The organism is Planktothrix sp. PCC 11201, from assembly GCF_900009135.1.
Lineage (GTDB): Bacteria > Cyanobacteriota > Cyanobacteriia > Cyanobacteriales > Microcoleaceae > Planktothrix.
Window position 1 is genome coordinate 74,313 of the sequence record NZ_LT797697.1, and the last position, 19,190, is coordinate 93,502.

The 19,190-nt window shown below is 42.0% G+C and carries 18 protein-coding genes and 1 tRNA gene; 13 read left to right on the plus strand and 6 right to left on the minus strand.

The window, feature by feature from the left end:
• Positions 1–25: 25 nt before the first annotated feature.
• Positions 26–1,063 (minus strand): septal ring lytic transglycosylase RlpA family protein, encoded by a 1,038-nt coding sequence (locus tag PL11201_RS08290; protein ID WP_079678125.1) that lies wholly within the window; start codon positions 1,061–1,063, stop codon positions 26–28.
• Between the two features lie 587 nt (positions 1,064–1,650).
• Between PL11201_RS08290 and PL11201_RS08300 the strand changes: the two genes are divergently transcribed.
• From PL11201_RS08300 to menB, 3 genes are all read left to right on the plus strand, one after another.
• Entirely contained in the window at positions 1,651–2,883 is a 1,233-nt protein-coding gene (locus PL11201_RS08300) for an RNA-guided endonuclease InsQ/TnpB family protein (protein WP_079678127.1), read from the plus strand.
• 37 nt (positions 2,884–2,920) lie between these two features.
• Positions 2,921–3,952 (plus strand): phosphoribosylformylglycinamidine cyclo-ligase, encoded by a 1,032-nt coding sequence (gene purM, locus PL11201_RS08305; RefSeq protein ID WP_079678128.1) that lies wholly within the window; start codon positions 2,921–2,923, stop codon positions 3,950–3,952.
• Between the two features lie 69 nt (positions 3,953–4,021).
• The gene (gene menB, locus PL11201_RS08310; RefSeq protein WP_079678129.1) at positions 4,022–4,855 is read left to right on the plus strand and encodes a 1,4-dihydroxy-2-naphthoyl-CoA synthase; all 834 of its coding nucleotides are present in this window, start codon (positions 4,022–4,024) and stop codon (positions 4,853–4,855) included.
• Positions 4,856–4,909: 54 nt separating this feature from the next.
• Here the strand turns inward: menB and PL11201_RS08315 are convergent, their stop codons facing one another.
• Together PL11201_RS08315 and PL11201_RS08320 are read right to left on the minus strand one after the other, a co-directional pair.
• On the minus strand, positions 4,910–5,179 hold the full coding sequence (locus PL11201_RS08315) for a hypothetical protein (protein WP_079678130.1): 270 nt from the start codon (positions 5,177–5,179) through the stop codon (positions 4,910–4,912).
• A gap of 462 nt (positions 5,180–5,641) precedes the next feature.
• Positions 5,642–5,713 (minus strand) — tRNA-Gly (locus PL11201_RS08320).
• A gap of 595 nt (positions 5,714–6,308) precedes the next feature.
• Between PL11201_RS08320 and PL11201_RS08325 the strand changes: the two genes are divergently transcribed.
• Entirely contained in the window at positions 6,309–7,292 is a 984-nt protein-coding gene (locus tag PL11201_RS08325) for a LysR family transcriptional regulator (protein ID WP_079678187.1), read from the plus strand.
• Between the two features lie 144 nt (positions 7,293–7,436).
• Here PL11201_RS08325 and acnB read toward each other — a convergent pair whose 3' ends face one another.
• Positions 7,437–10,040 (minus strand): bifunctional aconitate hydratase 2/2-methylisocitrate dehydratase, encoded by a 2,604-nt coding sequence (gene acnB / locus PL11201_RS08330; protein ID WP_079678131.1) that lies wholly within the window; start codon positions 10,038–10,040, stop codon positions 7,437–7,439.
• Positions 10,041–10,183: 143 nt separating this feature from the next.
• On the opposite strand from acnB, the gene PL11201_RS08335 reads away from it, so the two are divergent.
• The 3 genes from PL11201_RS08335 (at position 10,184) to PL11201_RS08345 (ending at position 11,566) form a co-directional block, all read left to right on the plus strand.
• A complete protein-coding gene (locus tag PL11201_RS08335) occupies positions 10,184–10,399 on the plus strand; it encodes a hypothetical protein (protein WP_200816727.1) in 216 nt (71 codons plus the stop codon).
• Complete coding sequence (locus PL11201_RS08340) at positions 10,389–10,796, plus strand: type II toxin-antitoxin system VapC family toxin (RefSeq protein ID WP_079678132.1); 408 nt, start codon at positions 10,389–10,391, stop codon at positions 10,794–10,796. Before PL11201_RS08335 ends, PL11201_RS08340 begins: the two co-directional genes overlap by 11 nt.
• Before the next feature lie 221 nt (positions 10,797–11,017).
• On the plus strand, positions 11,018–11,566 hold the full coding sequence (locus PL11201_RS08345; protein WP_079678133.1) for a cold shock domain-containing protein: 549 nt from the start codon (positions 11,018–11,020) through the stop codon (positions 11,564–11,566).
• A 411-nt stretch (positions 11,567–11,977) separates the two neighbouring features.
• Here PL11201_RS08345 and PL11201_RS08355 read toward each other — a convergent pair whose 3' ends face one another.
• Together PL11201_RS08355 and PL11201_RS08360 are read right to left on the minus strand one after the other, a co-directional pair.
• Positions 11,978–12,340, minus strand: coding sequence for a type II toxin-antitoxin system RelE family toxin (locus PL11201_RS08355; protein WP_079678134.1), 363 nt, complete (start codon positions 12,338–12,340; stop codon positions 11,978–11,980).
• Entirely contained in the window at positions 12,330–12,581 is a 252-nt protein-coding gene (locus PL11201_RS08360; protein ID WP_079678135.1) for a type II toxin-antitoxin system RelN family antitoxin, read from the minus strand. Before PL11201_RS08360 ends, PL11201_RS08355 begins: the two co-directional genes overlap by 11 nt.
• 263 nt (positions 12,582–12,844) lie before the next feature.
• Here PL11201_RS08360 and PL11201_RS08365 point away from each other — a divergent pair, with 263 nt between their 5' ends.
• From PL11201_RS08365 to PL11201_RS08390, 6 genes are all read left to right on the plus strand, one after another.
• The gene (locus PL11201_RS08365; protein ID WP_079678189.1) at positions 12,845–13,132 is read left to right on the plus strand and encodes a hypothetical protein; all 288 of its coding nucleotides are present in this window, start codon (positions 12,845–12,847) and stop codon (positions 13,130–13,132) included.
• Between the two features lie 205 nt (positions 13,133–13,337).
• Positions 13,338–14,546: a sodium/glutamate symporter gene (gltS, locus tag PL11201_RS08370; RefSeq protein WP_079678136.1), complete on the plus strand. Its 1,209-nt coding sequence runs from the start codon at positions 13,338–13,340 to the stop codon at positions 14,544–14,546.
• A 331-nt stretch (positions 14,547–14,877) separates the two neighbouring features.
• On the plus strand, positions 14,878–15,954 hold the full coding sequence (locus tag PL11201_RS08375) for an AOC03_06830 family ribosome hibernation factor (RefSeq protein ID WP_079678137.1): 1,077 nt from the start codon (positions 14,878–14,880) through the stop codon (positions 15,952–15,954).
• A gap of 123 nt (positions 15,955–16,077) precedes the next feature.
• Positions 16,078–16,656, plus strand: coding sequence for a hypothetical protein (locus tag PL11201_RS08380; RefSeq protein WP_079678138.1), 579 nt, complete (start codon positions 16,078–16,080; stop codon positions 16,654–16,656).
• Positions 16,657–16,723: 67 nt separating this feature from the next.
• The gene (locus PL11201_RS08385; protein ID WP_079678139.1) at positions 16,724–17,422 is read left to right on the plus strand and encodes a pirin family protein; all 699 of its coding nucleotides are present in this window, start codon (positions 16,724–16,726) and stop codon (positions 17,420–17,422) included.
• 98 nt (positions 17,423–17,520) lie between these two features.
• Entirely contained in the window at positions 17,521–19,113 is a 1,593-nt protein-coding gene (locus PL11201_RS08390; RefSeq protein WP_079678140.1) for a glycoside hydrolase family 57 protein, read from the plus strand.
• Positions 19,114–19,190: the final 77 nt, after the last annotated feature.

Consider the following 19,190-nt stretch of genomic DNA (forward strand, 5'->3'; position numbering starts at 1 on the left):
CTGTTAACTGATAACTGATTTATGATTACTGATTAGCAGTCAATACATCAATTTGCACGGGAGCCACTCCACTGCCAATCATCCCAATGGCTTGAGCTGCGCCCGTCGATAAATCCAGCACACGACCACCCGCATAGGGGCCACGATCATTAATCCGCACCACAACGGATTGGCCGTTATCTTTATTGGTTACTCGTACCGTCGTTCCAAAAGGCAAGGAGGGATGGGCCGCGGTTAAATCGTATTGATTAAAGGTTTCTCCATTGGCCGTTAGACCCCCGTCAAAGCCAGGGCCATACCAAGATGCCCAACCCTCAATCCGTTGAAACAAAAATCCCGTTGCCACGTCTGGAATCGAAAGCTTGGGTTGACCTTCAATGGCATTTAAGGGAGGAGCATTCCCAATTTGGCGTCTGAGTCTATTCGTGGCTTGTAGGGCATCAGTTGCCTTGTCATTGGTGGTATCAGGCAGAATCGTTTGCGAGTCGATGCTGACCAGTTCCTGACCGGCTGCTTCAATCAGGTAACGCTGACGTTGTTCATCCCATCGCACTTGAATCGTGCTGGCATCAAAGTTATTGCGAATCAGTTGATTAATTTCAGCTGCAACCGCAGTGGCCCTGGAAACGGGATCGGTGGCGACGGTGGCTTGAGTTGCAGGGGTTGTGGGGTTATTGGGTAGATAGGCTTGATCTGAATACGACCCCACTTTGATGCGTTGAAGGGTTGGGGGTGTGATGGCTTTGGGATCGAAATTCGTGTTTTTGATAAACGTCAGGACGGGAATATTTCTAATATAGAGGGTGGCAGCTTGTTGTTGATTCAGTTCATGGGCTTTGATTTTGGCCACGCTTTCGGGTAATAACGACGCATTAGCTTGTTGGGATTGATATTCTCCCACTTTAATCACATCAGTGGATTCTGAACCCGTTAGACTTTTTCCTTGACTGAGGTCAGGATTCAGTTTAGACGCTGATATTGATTCAGCATGGCCCGAGGAGGTTAAGCTCAAAACAGGCAGAAGAATAACTGCTGTAAGACCGCCCCAAAGTTTATGTTTCATAGATATACTCTCAAAACTGCTGGTTATCGAGTTGAAGCTTTACCCTGGTTGATATCTCCTGAATTCGGAGCCTTGAAATCAGCTAATAAAATGCTGAAAGTTTCAATTGTTGGGTTTTAAACCAAATATCAGGTAATTCAATTCGTCAACTCACACTCGTTCCCCATTCACCTTTGTTTGAGGAACTGCAACAGACTAACATGAACTTGGAATTTTGGGGATCACTACATATCAAGGGTTTGGGGGTTTTTTCAAAAACTAAACTGTTCAGTGTCAAGGTATAACCCTGATCGATAAAAGGATGTAGAGATTCTAAGGCCATGAAAATTTTCCCCATCACGTTTTGATTAAATTTTCTTATGGGTTTAATTAATAGTCTGGCCATCAGTGCCACGAGAACCCAAAATAATCGTGCCGAAAGTTGATTAACTAACACCGCCGGGAATTCCCCCGCTCTACCTATACCCAGGTGAGCGGTGGGATGAAAGGCGGGTCAACTCCGTACCTACGTTGACCCCGTCTTTCCGATGATCTTTACTGTTTTCGGGAGTATGTAGTAATATATTCCGACCAGGAGGTGATATTGAGTGCTACACAAAGCTGTACAAGTCCGTCTGTATCCAACTGCATTGCAAAAAGCACTACTAGCCCAAACATTTGGATGTTCGCGCTGGTGGTGGAATTATGCCTTAAATAAATCCATTCAGGTTTATCAAGATACGGGCAAAGGGCTGGGACAGGTAGCACTCAACGCCCTACTGCCTAAACTCAAAAAAGCCGAAGATACCCTGTGGTTAGCTGATTCTTATAGCCAAGTTTTACAAGCTACAACACTTAATTTAACCACTGCTTACAAAAACTTTTTTGAGCAACGCGCAGGCTTCCCTAAGTTTAAATCTAAACATAGTAAACAGTCAATTCAATACCCTCAAAACGTCAAAATTGTTGATAGTAATATCAAACTTCCTGGCAATATTGGAATAGTCCCAGCCAAAATACATAGACCAATTGAGGGAAAAATCAAGACTGTAACTATTAGTAAAACACCATCAGGCAAATATTTGGCATCTATCCTGACAGAAGTAGAAGGGGAAAATCCCACTATTTCAGAAGGTAAAATCTATGGTGTTGACTTAGGAATCAAACACTTTGCCGTTGTTACTGATGGTGAAAAGATTTCTAAATACGATAATCCTAAACATCTTGCTAAACATGAGAAAAACCTCAAGCGTAAGCAGAAGAAATTAGCGCGTAAACAAAAGGGTAGTAAATCCAGAAATAAATATCGTCAAGTTGTTGCCACATTATACGAACGAGTTAGTAATTCTAGGCAAGATTTTCTACATAAACTTAGTCATAAGTTGGTCAGCGATAGCCAAGCTGTCATAGTAGAAAATCTTCATGTCAAAGGCATGGTTCGTAATCACAATTTGGCAAAAGCAATATCTGATGCAGGATGGGGAACTTTCAACAATTTCTTAGCTTACAAACTAGAACGAAAAGGCGGTAAATTAGTTGAGATAGATAGATGGTTTCCCAGTTCCAAACTCTGTTCCAATTGTTTCTATAAAGTGAGTGAGATGCCGTTGGATGTTCGTGAATGGACTTGTCCTAATTGTGGTAGTGATCATGACCGTGATGGAAACGCAGCTATGAATATTAGAACAGAGGGTATCAGAATCATCAAGGCGGAAGGTGCAGCCGTTTCTGCTGTAGGAGGGGAAGTAAGACCCCATCTTGGGCGAAAGTCTAAGATAGGGCATTCGCCTGTGAGTACAGAAGCCGACACTGTACTTGGTACTCCAAGTCAGTGTGGGTAGTTCACATATCCTTTAGGTAGCTCAAGGAAAGCAGAAGATGGATTATCGGGAAGCTGGTGTTGATATTCAAGCGGGTCGGGATTTTGTCGATCAGATTCGCAACCTCGTCCAGAAAACCTATCGACCGGAAGTTCTCGGGGGACTCGGGGGGTTTGGGGGCTGTTTTGCCCTGCCTGCGGGCTATACCGAACCCGTTTTAGTATCGGGAACCGATGGAGTCGGAACCAAGTTAAAATTAGCCACGATCCTCAACCGTCACGATACCGTGGGGATTGATTTAGTTGCCATGTGTGTAAATGATGTTCTCACCTGTGGGGCGGAACCCTTATTTTTTCTGGACTATTTAGCCACGGGAAAACTTGATCCTGACCAACTGACTCAAGTGGTGGCCGGGGTCGCCCAAGGGTGTCAACAGGCTGGATGTAGCCTTCTGGGAGGAGAAACGGCCGAAATGCCCGGATTTTATCAACCCGGGGAATATGATATGGCGGGTTTTTGTGTGGGCATTGTGGAAAAAAGCCGAATGTTAAATGGGTCTCAAGTCCAAATTGGGGATATCGCGATTGGACTGGCCAGTAGTGGGGTGCATAGTAATGGGTTCAGTTTAGTTCGTAAAGTGGTGAGCGATCGCGGATGGGAGTGGAATCAATCCCCGGAAACCCTGGGGGGTCAATCCATTGCCGAGGTTTGTTTAACCCCGACTCAAATTTACGTTAAACCCGTATTACAAGCTCTGCGTAACGGTTTAGAGATTCATGGCATGGCCCATATCACTGGAGGAGGTTTACCGGAAAATCTGCCACGCTGTCTGAGTTCGGGACAATCGATTAATATTCATCCCGACAGTTGGCCGATTCTCCCGATTTTTCACTGGTTAGCTCAAGAGGGTGAAATTAGCTCTGCGGCGATGTTTGATACGTTTAATATGGGGATCGGTTTTGTGGTTTTGGTCGCGCCCCAACAAGCCGAAAGTACAAAAGCATGGTTTCAAACCCAAGGAATTGCCGCCTATTCTATTGGGGAAGTGGTATCAGGAACGGGGGATTTAATCGGATTACCTACCCATTAATTGATACAATCAAAGGCTATTGTTCAATTGTTCAATTGTTAAATTCCATTCCCTAATTAATTACCCATAATGTCAGTTGCATGGCAAATTGCCAAAACCTACGAAGATATTCTGTATCATAAAGCCGACGGGATCGCTAAAATTACGATTAACCGTCCTGAAAAACGCAATGCTTTTCGACCTAAAACTGTTTTTGAACTCTACGATGCCTTTTGTGATGCCCGAGAAGACCTTAATATCGGTGTGGTATTGTTGACAGGAGCCGGGCCCCATACCGATGGAAAATATGCCTTTTGTTCCGGCGGGGATCAAAGCGTGCGGGGGGATGCCGGATATATTGATGATACGGGTATCCCTCGATTAAACGTTTTAGATTTACAACGGTTAATCCGAAGTATGCCGAAAGTTGTGATTGCTTTGGTGGCGGGATATGCGATCGGGGGCGGTCATGTACTGCATTTAATTTGTGATTTAACCCTAGCGGCGGATAATGCAATTTTTGGTCAAACTGGGCCGAAAGTCGGCAGTTTTGATGGGGGATTTGGAGCGAGTTATTTAGCTCGAATTGTCGGTCAAAAGAAAGCCCGAGAAATTTGGTATTTGTGTCGTCAATATAATGCTCAACAAGCCCTAGATATGGGGTTAATTAATCATGTTGTTCCCGTCGAACAATTGGAATTAGAAGGAATTGAATGGGCTCAGGAAATTCTGGAGAAAAGCCCGATTGCGATTCGCTGTTTAAAAGCGGCGTTTAATGCCGATTGCGATGGCCAAGCGGGTCTACAGGAACTCGCCGGAAACGCCACCTTACTCTATTACATGACCGAGGAAGGAACGGAAGGGAAACAGGCTTTCTTGGAGAAGCGATCGCCGAATTTCCGTCAATATCCCTGGCTTCCTTAGTTCAGGATGTTATTTTTGCGGGGACTAGGAACTCCTGGCCCCCAAATTTTTCAATTAAGCGAATAAGGATTCTGCTTCCTCTAGCTCTTGAACCCGATGGGATGGTAATGGGATCACATCCCCCTTGCGAGGCGTTTCTTGGGGCAAGTGGATCAGGTTTTCTAGGGTTTCCCAAGATGGAGCAAAGGCGGGAAGTGCCAATTGACAAGACTTCCAACTGCCTTTGACTGAAACTTGAAGAAGCTGGCAATGCCCTCCACGATGGCCTTCGGGGGTGTATTTTTGGCAGTTACGGCAGACCGATATCAAGTTTCCAGACTCCATACTTTTATTTCCCCAAGAACATTACCTATCTATAATTATCGGGGATCATCAAATTCGGCTTTTTTATCGTCAAACTTAGATTCTGTATGGTTTTGAGTTAAATTTTGGGACTCAAAAAATTTAACACTTATTTTATTTTTTGTTTGAAATCAGATTCAAAATATTAAGAAATGTAAATTTGATATACTGTACCTGAAACAAAGTAAAATCTATAGGGATCAAGGCTTAATTTAGATTAAGGCATAGATAAACTCAGTACAAATCCCGTTTAAAACGACTTAATAGCTAAATTTGTAATCACCTAGAACAGCAGGAGGCAACCCTTCAGGCGTTCGCAGCCACTTACCCTACGCTAATGAAGTATTCAAGTCACAAATAACGAGTAAAACCACGATTCAAACTACGGTTGATCAAGAGTTGCGCTCTCAGTAGGGACGGGGTTTTAAACCCATTTTTTCGATAAGCGGACGATGGGACTCGAACCCACGACGTTCAGCATGGGAAGCTGACATTCTACCACTGAATTACGTCCGCGACTGGGTTTCGATTTGAAATCGATTCCCATTATAACCTATATTTTCCCAATTTTCAATAATTATAGCACTACGCGCTAGGGAACAGGGAACGGGCAACAGGGAACAGTAAGCTGTGAAAGGTTGTTAAAGTTGATCTGATTAAGGACTTGCATAGATAGGGTGAGTGGATCTTATTGTTTTTTAGCTATTATTTTGCAATTAATCATTGACTTTTATCGATAAAAAAAGATTACCACTACCCCCCTCGCGATCGCAAGACCTAGGAGAAAAATTTTTATCCCTGAATGGCAACGCCGTCGAAACCCCCACTCTTATTACCCTATAGAAACTTTTCCTCCGAACCGAGGCTTATCACTACTCCTTTTGATTTCTCGATTTCAGTGTTTTTGGTTCTAGGATTGATTAATCAAATCATTACTATCATTCAATCTCATCTAAGCTAAATCTCTTGACTGGCAATGGTTTTACAAAATTCTTTGACCTGAGTTAATTACATTGCTAAAATTATATGTAATACTATAAAAATATAGACTTATATCTATAACAAAATGGCAAAAACCATCAAATATTGGATAAAAGGAGGATATAGAATTTTGATGCAGGCAACATTACACCAACTAAAGGTATTTGAAGCGGTGGCTCGTCATAGTAGTTTCACTAAAGCCGCCGAAGAAATGATGATTACCCAACCAACGGTCTCTACCCAAGTTAAACAACTGACTCAGACCGTGGGTTTACCGTTATTTGAACAAATTGGCAAACAACTCTATCTGACTGAAGCGGGGGAATCTTTATTATCTACCTGTCAGAATATTTTTGAACAGTTAGACAATTTAGAAATGCAGGTGGCGGCTTTAAAAGGGACAAAACAAGGACGGTTACGGTTAGGGGTGGTTTCAACGGCTAAATATTTTGTCCCCCGATTATTAGGTTATTTTTGTCAACAATATCCTGGCATTGATATTGCCTTACAAGTCACGAATCATGCCACCTTAATTCAACGGATGCAAAATAATGAAGATGATTTATATATTCTCAGTCAACCCCCCGAGGATATTGCCTTATCCAGTCAACCTTTTTTAGATAATCCTTTAGTAGTGGTGGCTAGACAGGATCACCCTTTAGTGGGAGAAAAAAATATTCCGATTAAATCTTTAATAGGACAACCTTTTATTATGCGAGAACAAGGTTCAGGAACACGGCAGGCGATTCAAAAGCTATTTGATCGTTATAAAATTGATGTGAAAGTTCGGTTAGAATTAGGGAGTAATGAAGCTATTAAACAAGCAATTGCCGGAGGTTTGGGACTGTCTGTTTTGTCTAAACATACTTTAATTTCAGAACAATTAACGGGAGAATTAACAATTTTAGATGTGCAGCACTTCCCGATTCATCTGCGTTGGTATGTCACCCATTTAGAAGGAAAGCAAATCTCTATTATTGCAGAAACGTTTTTAAAGTTTTTATTAGAAAATACCAGTCATATTCCCACGCTAGAAACAATGATTTTACATCAGCAACGCTCTGCAAACAATGGTCATGAAGATTTAGTGAAAAAAGGATGGAATACAAACTGAAATGGGATAGTCAGTCGGGTGTATTTCATGACCCTGAACGCACTCGACTGACTATTTTTGGGGAATAAGATAGTTGTTTATAATCACAACACCAGTATATAAAACAATTCCCCCATTCCTTTGCAGGGAAGGGGGTTAGGGGGTTTAGGTCAACGCCGGAATACCCAAAATATCCTCAATTTTCGGCATTTCTTCTAAGGGAATTACCCGACCTTCATCTTCAAATCCGGCAATTTGATCGAAGTTTAAATAACGGTATAAATCCGCAGCAAAAGGATCAACTTTTTGGGTCACAATTTCCCGATATTCTTCAACCGTTGGAATGCGTCCTAACAACGCACAAACCGCCGCTAATTCCGCCGAACCTAAATAGACTCGCGCATCTTTCCCCATGCGGTTATTGAAGTTTCGAGTAGAGGTAGAAAACACCGTTACCCCATCTTCAACTCGGGCTTGATTTCCCATACAAAGGGAACATCCGGGCATCTCTGTTCTCGCTCCAACCGCATCAAAAACCTGATAAATTCCTTCATCCCGCAATTGCTTTTCATCCATGCGAGTTGGGGGACAAATCCACAGACGAACATTCGTTTTCGCTGCCCCTTCTAATATCTTCGCCGCCGCCCGATAATGCCCAATATTCGTCATACAAGAACCGATGAATACCTCATCAATTTTGTCTCCCGTACATTCCGACATTAACTTAATATTATCGGGGTCATTAGGAGCCGCCACAATCGGTTCTTTGATCTGGTTCAAATCCACTTCAATAATATCAGCATATTCCGCATCCGTATCCGCTTCCATTAACACCGGATTTGCTAACCATTGTTCCATTTTTGCTACCCGTCGCATCATCGTTTTGGAGTCTTGATAACCCCGTGCGACCATATTAGTCATCAAGGCAACATTAGACCGTAAATACTCGGCAATGGTTTCTTGACTGAGCTTAATCGTAGACCCAGCACAAGACCGTTCAGCCGTTGCGTCGGTTAATTCAAAGGCTTGTTCCACCTTTAAATCCGGTAAACCTTCCATTTCCATAATCCGACCATTGAAAACATTTTTCTTGTTTGCCTTCTCCGTCGTTAACTTGCCTTGCTGCATGGCAACATAGGGAATGGCGTTGACAATATCCCGCAGGGTAACACCCGGTTGTAATTCTCCTTTAAATCTGACTAACACCGATTCCGGCATATCCAAAGGCATCACCCCGAGTGCGGCGGCAAATGCTACCAACCCCGAACCGGCCGGGAAGGAAATCCCCAGGGGAAAACGGGTGTGGGAGTCGCCCCCGGTTCCCACCGTATCGGGTAACAACATCCGGTTTAACCAAGAGTGAATAATCCCATCCCCCGGACGCAGGGCCACACCGCCCCGAGTGGAGAAGAAATCCGGTAATTGTTGATGGGTTTTGATGTCAACGGGCTTGGGGTATGCTGCGGTATGACAGAAACTCTGCATCACCAAATCGGCTGAAAATCCCAAACAGGCGAGTTCCTTGAGTTCGTCCCGGGTCATGGGGCCAGTGGTATCCTGGGAACCTATGGTGGTCATCAACGGTTCGCAGGATGTCCCTGGACGGACTCCCGGCAACCCGCAGGCTTTTCCGACCATTTTCTGGGCGAGGGTAAAGCCTTTTCCGGTGTCTTCGGGTAGGGAGGGACGGACAAATAGGGTGCTGGGTGCAAGTCCCAAGGCGGCGCGGGTTTTATCGGTTAAGCTGCGACCAATTAATAACGGAATTCGACCCCCGGCCCGGACTTCATCTAAAATCGTATCGGGTTTGAGGGTAAAGGTAGAAATCACCTCTCCGGCTTCATTCGTAATTTCACCGTTGTAGGGATAAATAGTAATCACATCCCCGGTATTCAGTTTACTGACATCACACTCAATCGGTAAAGCGCCGGAGTCTTCGGCCGTATTAAAGAAAATCGGGGCAATTTTACCCCCGAGAATATAGCCCCCAGAGCGTTTATTGGGAACGTAGGGAATATCATTACCAATATGCCACAACACGGAGTTAATCGCCGATTTCCGAGAAGATCCTGTACCGACAACATCTCCGACATAGGCGACGGAATGCCCCTTTTTCTTCAGTTCAGCTAGGGTTTCTAAGCCTCCGGGCATCCGACTTTCTAACATCGCTAGGGCGTGTAAGGGAATATCGGGGCGGGTGGTGGCGTGGGGGGCGGGGGAAAGGTCATCGGTGTTGGTTTCCCCTGGGACTTTAAAGACAGTCACGGTAATGCTTTTAGGCAGTTTCGGACGTCCGATAAACCAGTCCGCTTCCGCCCAAGCATCAATCACTTGTTTAGCAAAGGGGTTAATCTCTGATAAATGCAGAACATCATTAAAGGAGTCGAAGACTAACAGGGTTTTGCTGAGGGCGGTAGCGGCGGCGGCGGCAATATTCTCATCCCCTGCTTTAAGTAAGTCGATTAGGGATTGGACGTTATACCCGCCCACCATTGTACCTAAAAGGGAAACGGCCCCTTGATGGGATATCAGGGGACAGGTGATTTCGTCTTTAGCAATGGCGGTTAAAAAGGCGGCTTTGACATAGGCGGCTTCATCGACACCGGGGGGAATGCGGTCTCGGAGCAATGTCATCAAGAATTCTTTCTCCTCCTCTGGCGGGTTTTTCAAGAGTTCGCAGAGTTCGGCGGTTTGTTCGGCGTTGAGAGGAAGGGGCGGAATTCCCAGTTGGGCGCGTTCTTGGGCGTGTTGACGATAGGCTTGTAGCATGGGTTGGGGTGTTCTCCTGTAATACCTTGATTCTAGTTATTGTATTGTAATGGGAAGTTCACGGGAGTTACCGGTAAACGGATTTTCAAGAAAAGATGATTTATAGATTATGATCTGATTAATAGTTGTTTGGGAAATTGACTATGATTACAAAAAAAATGATTCAAGAAAAAATAGCGGATTTAACAGAAGAACAACTTAATCAAGTTTATGACATGATTGAACAACTAAGTCGTTCAGAAAGTACGGTTAAAAAACCCAGTTTAATGTCTGAATTACAAAAAATATCAATTGATGCTCCCGAAGATTTTTCAGTTAAAATTGCCATAAATTTAGGGAGAGATGTGAGTGAGGGCTAAAATTTTTGTTGATACTCTTTTTCTGGTTGCTTTAATCAATAAACGGGATCAATATCATCAAAAAGCCTTAGCATTAGCTAAACAATTTGAAACTTATCCTTTAATTACTACTGATGCGATTTTTTTAGAGGTTGGTAATGCTTTATCAAGTGATTATAAAAATGAAGCAATTGAACTAATGGAAAAATTTTTAGTGTCTGATGATGTTGAAGTGATCCGTTTAAATACTGATTTATTTGATAAGGCATTAATTTTATATAAAAAATATCAAGATAAATCTTGGGGTTTAGTTGACTGTCTTTCTTTTGTAGTCATGCAAGAAAATCAGGTAACTCAATCTTTAACGTTTGATCAACATTTTGTACAAGCTGGTTTTCAAGCGTTGATGAGACAATAGGAAAGTTGATTTTATATATCTCAGAAAAATAGTTCTTCGGGGTGTTGATGATAGGCTTGTAGCATGGGTTAGGGTGTTCTCCTATAATGGTTTAATTGGTCTGATTTTAGGGCTTAATGGTTGGGTAGGGTTCAACGGCCGTTGACCCCTACAGGTTATTGTAATGGGATCAGGAAATAGGTTAAAGTAAAATTGCAAAAATTTGTATTTTGGTAATCCTGATGAAAGGTCAAACCCATAAAGGTATTTTAGTTAAATGGAAAGATGATCAAGGTTTTGGTTTTATTAAATCAGAAACCAATAGAAAAGAAGTTTTTATTCATATAAGTGCTATTCCCAAACAAAGTCGTCGCCCCAAAATAGGAGATACAATTATCTATGAATTAAAGATCGAAGATAATGGTAAGTTAAAAGCTAATTCTGCTACGATTCAAGGCGTTAAAATTAAATCTTTATCTAAAAAAACAAATACTAATCAAAATAAAAATAATAATTTATTTACTAAACTTATTGGGTTAATGGGAATGGGGTTTTTTGCAATTATCGCACAAAATTTTATTTCTAGTAGTTCTCCACCAATAGTTCAATCAGTAATCAAACCAGGTTGTGAAATCAAAGGTAACATATCTCAAAATAGTGGGAAAAAATATTATCATGTTCCAGGAATGGAAGATTATGAATCTACGGTAATTAGTCCTGAATATGGTGAAAAATGGTTTTGCACGGAACAAGAAGCTATTTCTAATGGATGGGTTAAAGCACCTAATTAATCTGTAATGGTGTAGGGGCGAACGGCCGTTCACCCCTACAATGTAATTAAGATGGAATCAACATTTATCATTAAATCTAAAATTATGAAATACAATCCTGATCTACATAAACGTCAATCAATTCGATTAAGAGGATATGATTATTCTCAATCAGGTTTTTATTTCATTACAATTTGTTGTTATCAACGTAAATGTTTATTCGGAAATATTATTGATAGTCAAGTGGAGTTAAATAATTTGGGGGAATTAGTTAAAGAAGAATGGGTAAAATCAGCAATAATCCTTTATCTTGGGAAAATGATCAATTACATCCTAATAATCCTTCTAAATGGTAATTAGTGCGATCGCTTGTTGTGGAAGAATGGGGGGAAAATGTGATCGCATCTCAGAAACCCGGTTGCTAATGCACGTTTATTCATCCCCATAAAATTCATCTAAAATGGAATTAATCTGATTAATACTAATATCTTCCTGTTCAGATTTACTGTAAATCGTTAACAATAAAACCGAAATTGGAGATTCAACACAATAAATTAACCGATAACCTCCGCTTTTGCCTTTTTGAATATTACTATTTTTAACCCTGACTTTGTAAATAAAATAATTGATCCCAAATCCTTGTAAGCGATCGCCAATAAAATTTCCTTTTTGCAGTTCCATAATAACAGACTGAGTATCAGAACGAATATTTCGGTATTTTTTAGCTAAATCTCTTAAATTTCGTTTGTACTCAGGTGTTAAATCAATGTTAACGAAGGATGAATTATTCTGCATCTATCCCCTCCCACATTTTTTCTAAAGGAATTCGTTGTCCAGATTTCATTTCGTGTAATGCTCGTCTTAAACTCGCTTTTATTTCTTCTACAGGGGTATCATCAGGATCAAATTCTAATTCATCCTGTGGAGCAACTAAAACAATCACTTTCACCCGAATGGGTGTATTAATATCAAGGTTATGATCTAAAATTAATTGCCCTTTTTCATCCACTGTTCCCATGACTTCAAATGCTTGCATAATTCTATCTCCTGTCATAGTTTACCCAGTATTATTATAGCAAATTTTATTAAATCAGGATCGGGTATAAAGTGCGATCGCCTAGACATCCTGTTTCCAGACTAACAACAAAACTTTTAATCGATATTAATACTTACCCTGAACTTCATAAGCTAACGTAAATCGGTAATATGTTAAAAAATATTAACCCCGTTGATTAACTGATGACCCATAGTAATATCTGGGTTAAAATCAAATCTAAAATAACAAACGAGAGGATAATTGTGTTAGAATTGCTACGAACCCTAATTCAAAGTATTCAACCCTTTTTAGTCCCGACTTGCTTTGTTTTGGCTTGGGGATTATTGATTTTGATGACTTGGAGTATTGTGGCTGCAATTGGAAATACGGTGAAACAAGCCAAACAAATGCACCAAATCCCCTGTGCTCATTGTATATTCTTTACCGGGGACTATCACCTCAAATGTCCGGTACAACCAACTATTGCCCTATCTGAAGCTGCTATTAACTGTCCAGACTATAGCAGTTGTCACCCTACTTCTACCCTCTAATTTACCCAAAAATTCATGATTTCTGAATTCATAGATCAGATTTCGGAGAATGTACCGATCACTTTCTCCTGTGCTTGTTTGAAAAAATCCTAATAATTGGGAACAAAAATTATAATTAATCATTAAAATTGGCTATTATCTTCAGTGATGACGATGATGGCAAATTAACGTATAATCAAAAACTTAATAGTTAATCCTTGAGACTATGAATATCATCCAACTCGATGTCCGCCTAACTGTTATTGTGGGAATTTTAGTCCTGTATTTGGGAAAATACCTAACTAAAAAGATTAAATTCCTTCAGAATTTTAATATCCCTGATGCGGTTTCTGGAGGTGTCCTCGCTTCCTTATTTTTTGGGATTTGTTATGGGATTTTTAAACAACAAATCGAATTTAATCTCTATATTCGCGATACCTTATTGATTGTTTTTTTCACCACCATAGGGCTTTCTGCGAAACTAAAAACCTTGATTAAAGGGGGCAAACCCCTATTCATTTTGTTGGTCGCGGCGGTCTTTTATTTGATTGTACAAAATATGACCGGGGTGGCGATCGCAGCCTTGACGGGGTTGGACTTACCGATTGGGTTGCTGGCCGGATCGGTGTCCCTGAGTGGCGGACATGGGACAGTGATCGCCTGGTCTCCCCTATTTCGGGACAGCTATGGCATTGCCAACGCGCCAGAAATTGGGATTGCAAGTGCCACCTTTGGTTTAGTCTTTGGAGGAATTATTGGGGGGCCGATCGCCAAATTTTTAATTAATAAAAACCGACTCCAAGCTAATAATCCTAATCAAGATTTAATTATTGGCATCAAGGAAGATGAGAAAAATGTCAAAATTGACTATAACACCATGCTGAACTCCGTTTTGGTGATTGCTATTGCCATAACTTTAGGACTAGAAATTAATCTGATCGCTACAGCAATGGGTTTAAAATTACCGATTTTTGTCAGTTGTTTGTTAGCCGGAATTATTCTCACCAATACTGTCCCCTTGGGATTCAAACGCTTTCCTTGGCCGTCCGATACTCCAGCTTTGGCGTTAATCTCCGATATCAGTCTGGGTTTGTTTTTATCGATGTCTTTAATGAGTTTGCAGTTATGGACATTGGTGGATTTAGCAGGGCCGATCGCCCTATTATTGCTGGTGCAGTTATTCATGATCACGGTTTATACGATTTTTGTCGTGTTTCCCGTCATGGGCAAAAACTATGATGCGGCGGTGGTTTCGGCCGGATATTCAGGACTAGCATTAGGGGCGACTCCCACGGCGATCGCCAACATGACCGCCGTCACCGAAAATTTTGGAGCGTCACCCCAAGCCTTTATTATTGTTCCGTTAGTGGGTGCTTTTTTTATTGATATTGCCAACGCCCTAATCATCCAAAATTTTCTCAATTTTGTATCGTAGTCAACGGGGGAGCGTCTCCACAGACTCATTAGTCATATTGGGTAAGTTGTGTTTCTAACATAGTTAATGATTTAAAATTGATAAAATGTATCTGATTGTGAAATCAGATTAACCAAAAAATAGGTCTTTCTATCAGTAATATAGCAATCCTATTTGAGTTGTATTCAAAATTTAGGTTCAAAAGGGAACACCAGATAAAACTTATGGCTGCTTCATATCAGTTGTAAATTATTATAACCTCCGTCTCGAAGGTGCGTATTGCTATAGCTCGGTTGTATGTTAATATATTTTTTTATCGATAAATCACTGAAATAAAAGGCAATCAGAAAGAATGATCACTCGTCAAGATCTCAAGCAATTACAGTCTCTAATCAATGTTCCTGCTGTTTCAATTTTGTTACCGACTCATCGGACATCACCGGATAATAAACAAGATCCCATTCGGGTTAAAAATTTGGTAGATGAGGCAAAAACTCGCCTGGGCGAAGAATTTTCTCAGAGAGAGTTAGAACCCTTGTTCAATCGACTGGATACCTTGGTCAGCGAAATTAATTACCCCCATACCCTTGATGGATTAGCATTGTATGTGAGTCACGAATTTGCCAAACTCTATTACCTGCCCTTTTCTGTCCCCGCACGGGTTGTGATTGACAAAACCTTTGCTACCCGAGATTTAGTCTATGGGTTACACCGAGATCAACGCTATTGGGTTTTTCTGTTAAGCGAGAACTCCACACGCCTACTGGCTGGCACCGGACAAACCCTAGAAGAAGTTGAAGACGGAAACTTCCCGATGCAAATGACTGGCCCGGGAGCGACGGCCCCGATTCCCTTCGATGCGGATACGGCCTATCTCGACGACCGATATCGTCGGTTTTTTCAGCAGGTGGATAGTACCTTCACTGAATATGCCCAGGACGAGTCACTGCCTTTGATTGTGGGCGGAGTCGTTCGCCAAGTTTCTTTCTTTCAAGAGGTTTCCCAACATACTTCAGCCATCGCCGGGACTCTGAGTGGCAATTTTGATCGAGCCAGTCTTTCTGAACTCAGCCTCCAAGTATGGCCAATTGTTCAGTCAGTCCGGGAAGCCAAACAAGCCAATGCCCTCGCTGCCTTAGATGCGGCCATGGGAGTTAAGGCGGTGGTTTCTAGCATCGAAGAAACCTGGCGATTAGCCCAGGAAGGTCGAGGCAAATTACTTTTGGTGGAAAAGAATTACCATGTCCCCGCCATCTTGACTGAAAATGGAGGTCTGGAGTTAGTGGAAGCATCCGGCGGTACGGAGGTTATGGACGATGCTGTAGATGAAATTATCGAAGCAGTGCTGGCTAAGGGCGGAGAGGTAGCTATTGTAGATGATGGAGCACTTTCGGCTCACCAGGGAATTGCTTTAACGTTGCGATACTAATTCTGTTGAACTTGATTTAGTCCGGGGCTTCTCCTGTTTGCCAAAATCCACCTATCCCGATTCAGACTATCTGGATAGGTTTCTGTGCAACGTTGGGAGGCTCCCTCAACAAAGCCTACAATCATGAATAAAAAAGATCAAATTTTTACTGATATATATTGTATGGATCAATCCACCAATCTCTATATGATTGAGATTGCGCTGAATCATTACACTGATATTTTCAATCAGTGGGATCCTGCTCCCTTTAAACGTCGAGAGATAGACCCAGATTTGGAGTCTTATCTGCTAAGAAGTTCCGATGAAATCCCGTTCAAAAAAAGTATTGAATTGTGTTTTATAGTTCCCCAAGAACAACGGGATGAAAAAATGGAGGAGGAATCACGCCAGGGTCTAAAGAATAGTTTTGCTTTTAAAATATACCTATTTAAAAAAGAGATTAAGAGAGCTAACAGCCGGATCATTGATTTTATTTTTGTGGGTTTTATTTCTCTGGGGATGGCAACGATTTATTCAGACAATTCAACGGCAGTTGTCACCTCTGTTTTTTTTCAAGCCTTAGTAATTAGTGGATGGGTTTTTATTTGGGAAGCAATCTCTCTACTGTTTTTCAAAAATCGGGAATTTTATCATCGCTACCGTACTTATAAAAGATTGCAGAATGCCCCGGTAATTTTCACGGAAAAAGAAAATACTCCCTGAATACACCCTAGTCCTAAAAAGTTGACTATAATTAACTGATACTATAGCGTTTTACCCCCTCAAAAATATGATTACATTACGCAAATCTCAGGATAGAGGACAGGTTAAAATTGATTGGTTAGACAGTTATCATACCTTTTCCTTTGGCAACTATTACGATCCCGAATATATGGGATGGCGGGCGTTACGAGTAATCAATGAAGATCGAGTCCAACCCCGGGGGGGTTTCCCGACCCATGGACACCAAAATATGGAAATTATTACCTATATTTTACAGGGTTCCCTAGAACATAAAGATAGTTTAGGGACAGGTTCTATTATTAAACCTGGTGAGGTTCAACGCATGAGTGCGGGGACTGGTATTCGTCATAGTGAATTTAATCCGTCTTCTACTGATCTGGTTCATTTATTACAAATTTGGCTTTTACCCGAGACCCAAGGTTTACCCCCTAGCTATGAACAAAAATCTTTTCATCCTTTAGAAAATTCCGGTCAATTCCAATTAATTGCTACAAGAAACCCAATTGATCATGCGGTCAAAATCCATCAAGATGTTAATTTATATGCCGCTATTTTAAAACAAGATGATCGCCTTTCCTATTCCTTTTCTCCCGAGCGTTATGGTTGGATACAAGTGGCTAAAGGGGAAATCATTCTCAATCAAATCTCCTTAACTGCGGGTGATGGGGCTGCGATCGCCCAAGAACCAGAAATTACCCTCACCGCCACCACCGATGCGGAAATATTACTCTTTGATTTGGCCTAAAATTCAATTGACCCGGATCTTACCCTTTCGTTTTAAAATCTTAATAATATTGAAAAACTATCTAGCTCCGATAACAAGCATATTTCCATTAAATCCCTATGGCTATTGGCTATCTCGCCCTGGTTCTCCATGCCCATCTTCCTTTTGTTCGCCATCCTGAAAGTGACTATGTATTAGAGGAAGAATGGCTGTTTGAAGCAATTACCGAAACCTACATCCCTCTAATCAAAATGTTTGAAGGGTTAAAGCGGGATGGAATTGACTTCAAAATCACCATGAGTTTGACTCCACCCCTGGTGTCGATGTTGCGAGACCCTCTGCTTCAAGACCGATATGACCAACATCTGACCCTACTCCAAGAGTTAACTGAACAGGAAATTGATCGCTATCAAAAAACCCCTCATCTTCGTTACCTGGCCGAACATTATGCCGAGGAATGGCAGGAAGCCCGTAAACTGTGGGAACGCTATCAAGGCGATTTAGTCACGGCTTTTAAACAATTTCAAGATAGCAATAATTTAGAAATTATCACCTGCGGTGCGACTCACGGCTATTTACCGCTAATGAAGATGTATCCCCAAGCGGTTTGGGGACAAATTGAAGTCGCCTGTCAACACTATGAAGAAACCTTTGGCCGTCGTCCTCGGGGAATTTGGTTGCCCGAATGTGCCTACTATAATGGCTTAGAACGAATGTTAGCCGATGCGGGAATTCGGTATTTTCTCACCGATGGTCATGGGATTCTCTACGCCCGTCCCCGTCCCCGTTTTGGCACCTATTCCCCTGTCTATACAGAATCTGGTGTGGCGGTATTTGCCCGGGATAACGAATCTTCTCAGCAAGTTTGGTCTTCGGAAGTGGGCTATCCCGGGGCGGCGGAATACCGAGAATTTTATAAGGATTTGGGCTGGGAAGCCGAATATGAGTATATTAAGCCCTATATTATGCCCAATGGTCAGCGCAAAAATACCGGGATTAAGTATTACAAAATTACGGGTCGGGGTCTAGGACTGGGAGAGAAAGAACTTTATGACCCCTATTGGGCTAAAGCTAAAACTAGCGAACACGCGGCTAACTTTGTGATGAACCGCGAGCGCCAAGTGGAACATCTCCACGGAATTATGCAGCGTCCTCCAATTATTGTCTCTCCCTACGATGCCGAACTATTCGGACATTGGTGGTATGAGGGGCCCTGGTTTCTGGATCAATTATTCCGCAAAACCTGGGAGAACCAAAAGGTTTATGCCATGACCCATTTAGCCGATTATCTCCAAGAGTTTCCTACCCAACAGGTTTGTCATCCTGCCCAGTCTAGTTGGGGATATAAGGGATTTCATGAATATTGGCTCAATCATACCAATTCTTGGATTTACCCCCATCTCCACAAAGCGGCGGAACGCATGATTAAAATGGCGGGTCGAGAACCAACAAGTGAGCAGGAGTTACGGGCGCTCAATCAAGCGGCGCGGGAATTACTCCTAGCACAGTCCTCCGACTGGGCTTTTATCATGAGTTCGGGAACCATGACTCCCTACGCCGTGCGTCGTACCCGTTCCCACCTGATGCGGTTTAACAAAATCTACGAAGATCTCAAAATTGGTAAAGTAGATTCAGGTTGGCTGGAAAAGGTCGAAGCTATTGATAATATCTTCCCCAATATCGATTTTCGCGTCTATCGACCCTTGATGTAAGAAGTAGTAATTACGAATTACGAATTACGAATTGGTAATATTTCACTTCCCCTGCCCCCCTGCTCCCCCTGCTCCCC

Bases quoted from the DNA above. Each gene is read 5' to 3' on its own strand.
- PL11201_RS08290 (WP_079678125.1), bottom strand. From the start codon at position 1,063: ATGAAACATAAACTTTGGGGCGGTCTTACAGCAGTTATTCTTCTGCCT.
- purM (WP_079678128.1), top strand. From the start codon at position 2,921: ATGGATTATCGGGAAGCTGGTGTTGATATTCAAGCGGGTCGGGATTTT.
- menB (WP_079678129.1), top strand. From the start codon at position 4,022: ATGTCAGTTGCATGGCAAATTGCCAAAACCTACGAAGATATTCTGTAT.
- PL11201_RS08315 (WP_079678130.1), bottom strand. From the start codon at position 5,179: ATGGAGTCTGGAAACTTGATATCGGTCTGCCGTAACTGCCAAAAATAC.
- acnB (WP_079678131.1), bottom strand. From the start codon at position 10,040: ATGCTACAAGCCTATCGTCAACACGCCCAAGAACGCGCCCAACTGGGA.
- PL11201_RS08335 (WP_200816727.1), top strand. From the start codon at position 10,184: ATGATTACAAAAAAAATGATTCAAGAAAAAATAGCGGATTTAACAGAA.
- PL11201_RS08345 (WP_079678133.1), top strand. From the start codon at position 11,018: ATGAAAGGTCAAACCCATAAAGGTATTTTAGTTAAATGGAAAGATGAT.
- PL11201_RS08355 (WP_079678134.1), bottom strand. From the start codon at position 12,340: ATGCAGAATAATTCATCCTTCGTTAACATTGATTTAACACCTGAGTAC.
- PL11201_RS08360 (WP_079678135.1), bottom strand. From the start codon at position 12,581: ATGCAAGCATTTGAAGTCATGGGAACAGTGGATGAAAAAGGGCAATTA.
- gltS (WP_079678136.1), top strand. From the start codon at position 13,338: ATGAATATCATCCAACTCGATGTCCGCCTAACTGTTATTGTGGGAATT.
- PL11201_RS08375 (WP_079678137.1), top strand. From the start codon at position 14,878: ATGATCACTCGTCAAGATCTCAAGCAATTACAGTCTCTAATCAATGTT.
- PL11201_RS08380 (WP_079678138.1), top strand. From the start codon at position 16,078: ATGAATAAAAAAGATCAAATTTTTACTGATATATATTGTATGGATCAA.
- PL11201_RS08385 (WP_079678139.1), top strand. From the start codon at position 16,724: ATGATTACATTACGCAAATCTCAGGATAGAGGACAGGTTAAAATTGAT.
- PL11201_RS08390 (WP_079678140.1), top strand. From the start codon at position 17,521: ATGGCTATTGGCTATCTCGCCCTGGTTCTCCATGCCCATCTTCCTTTT.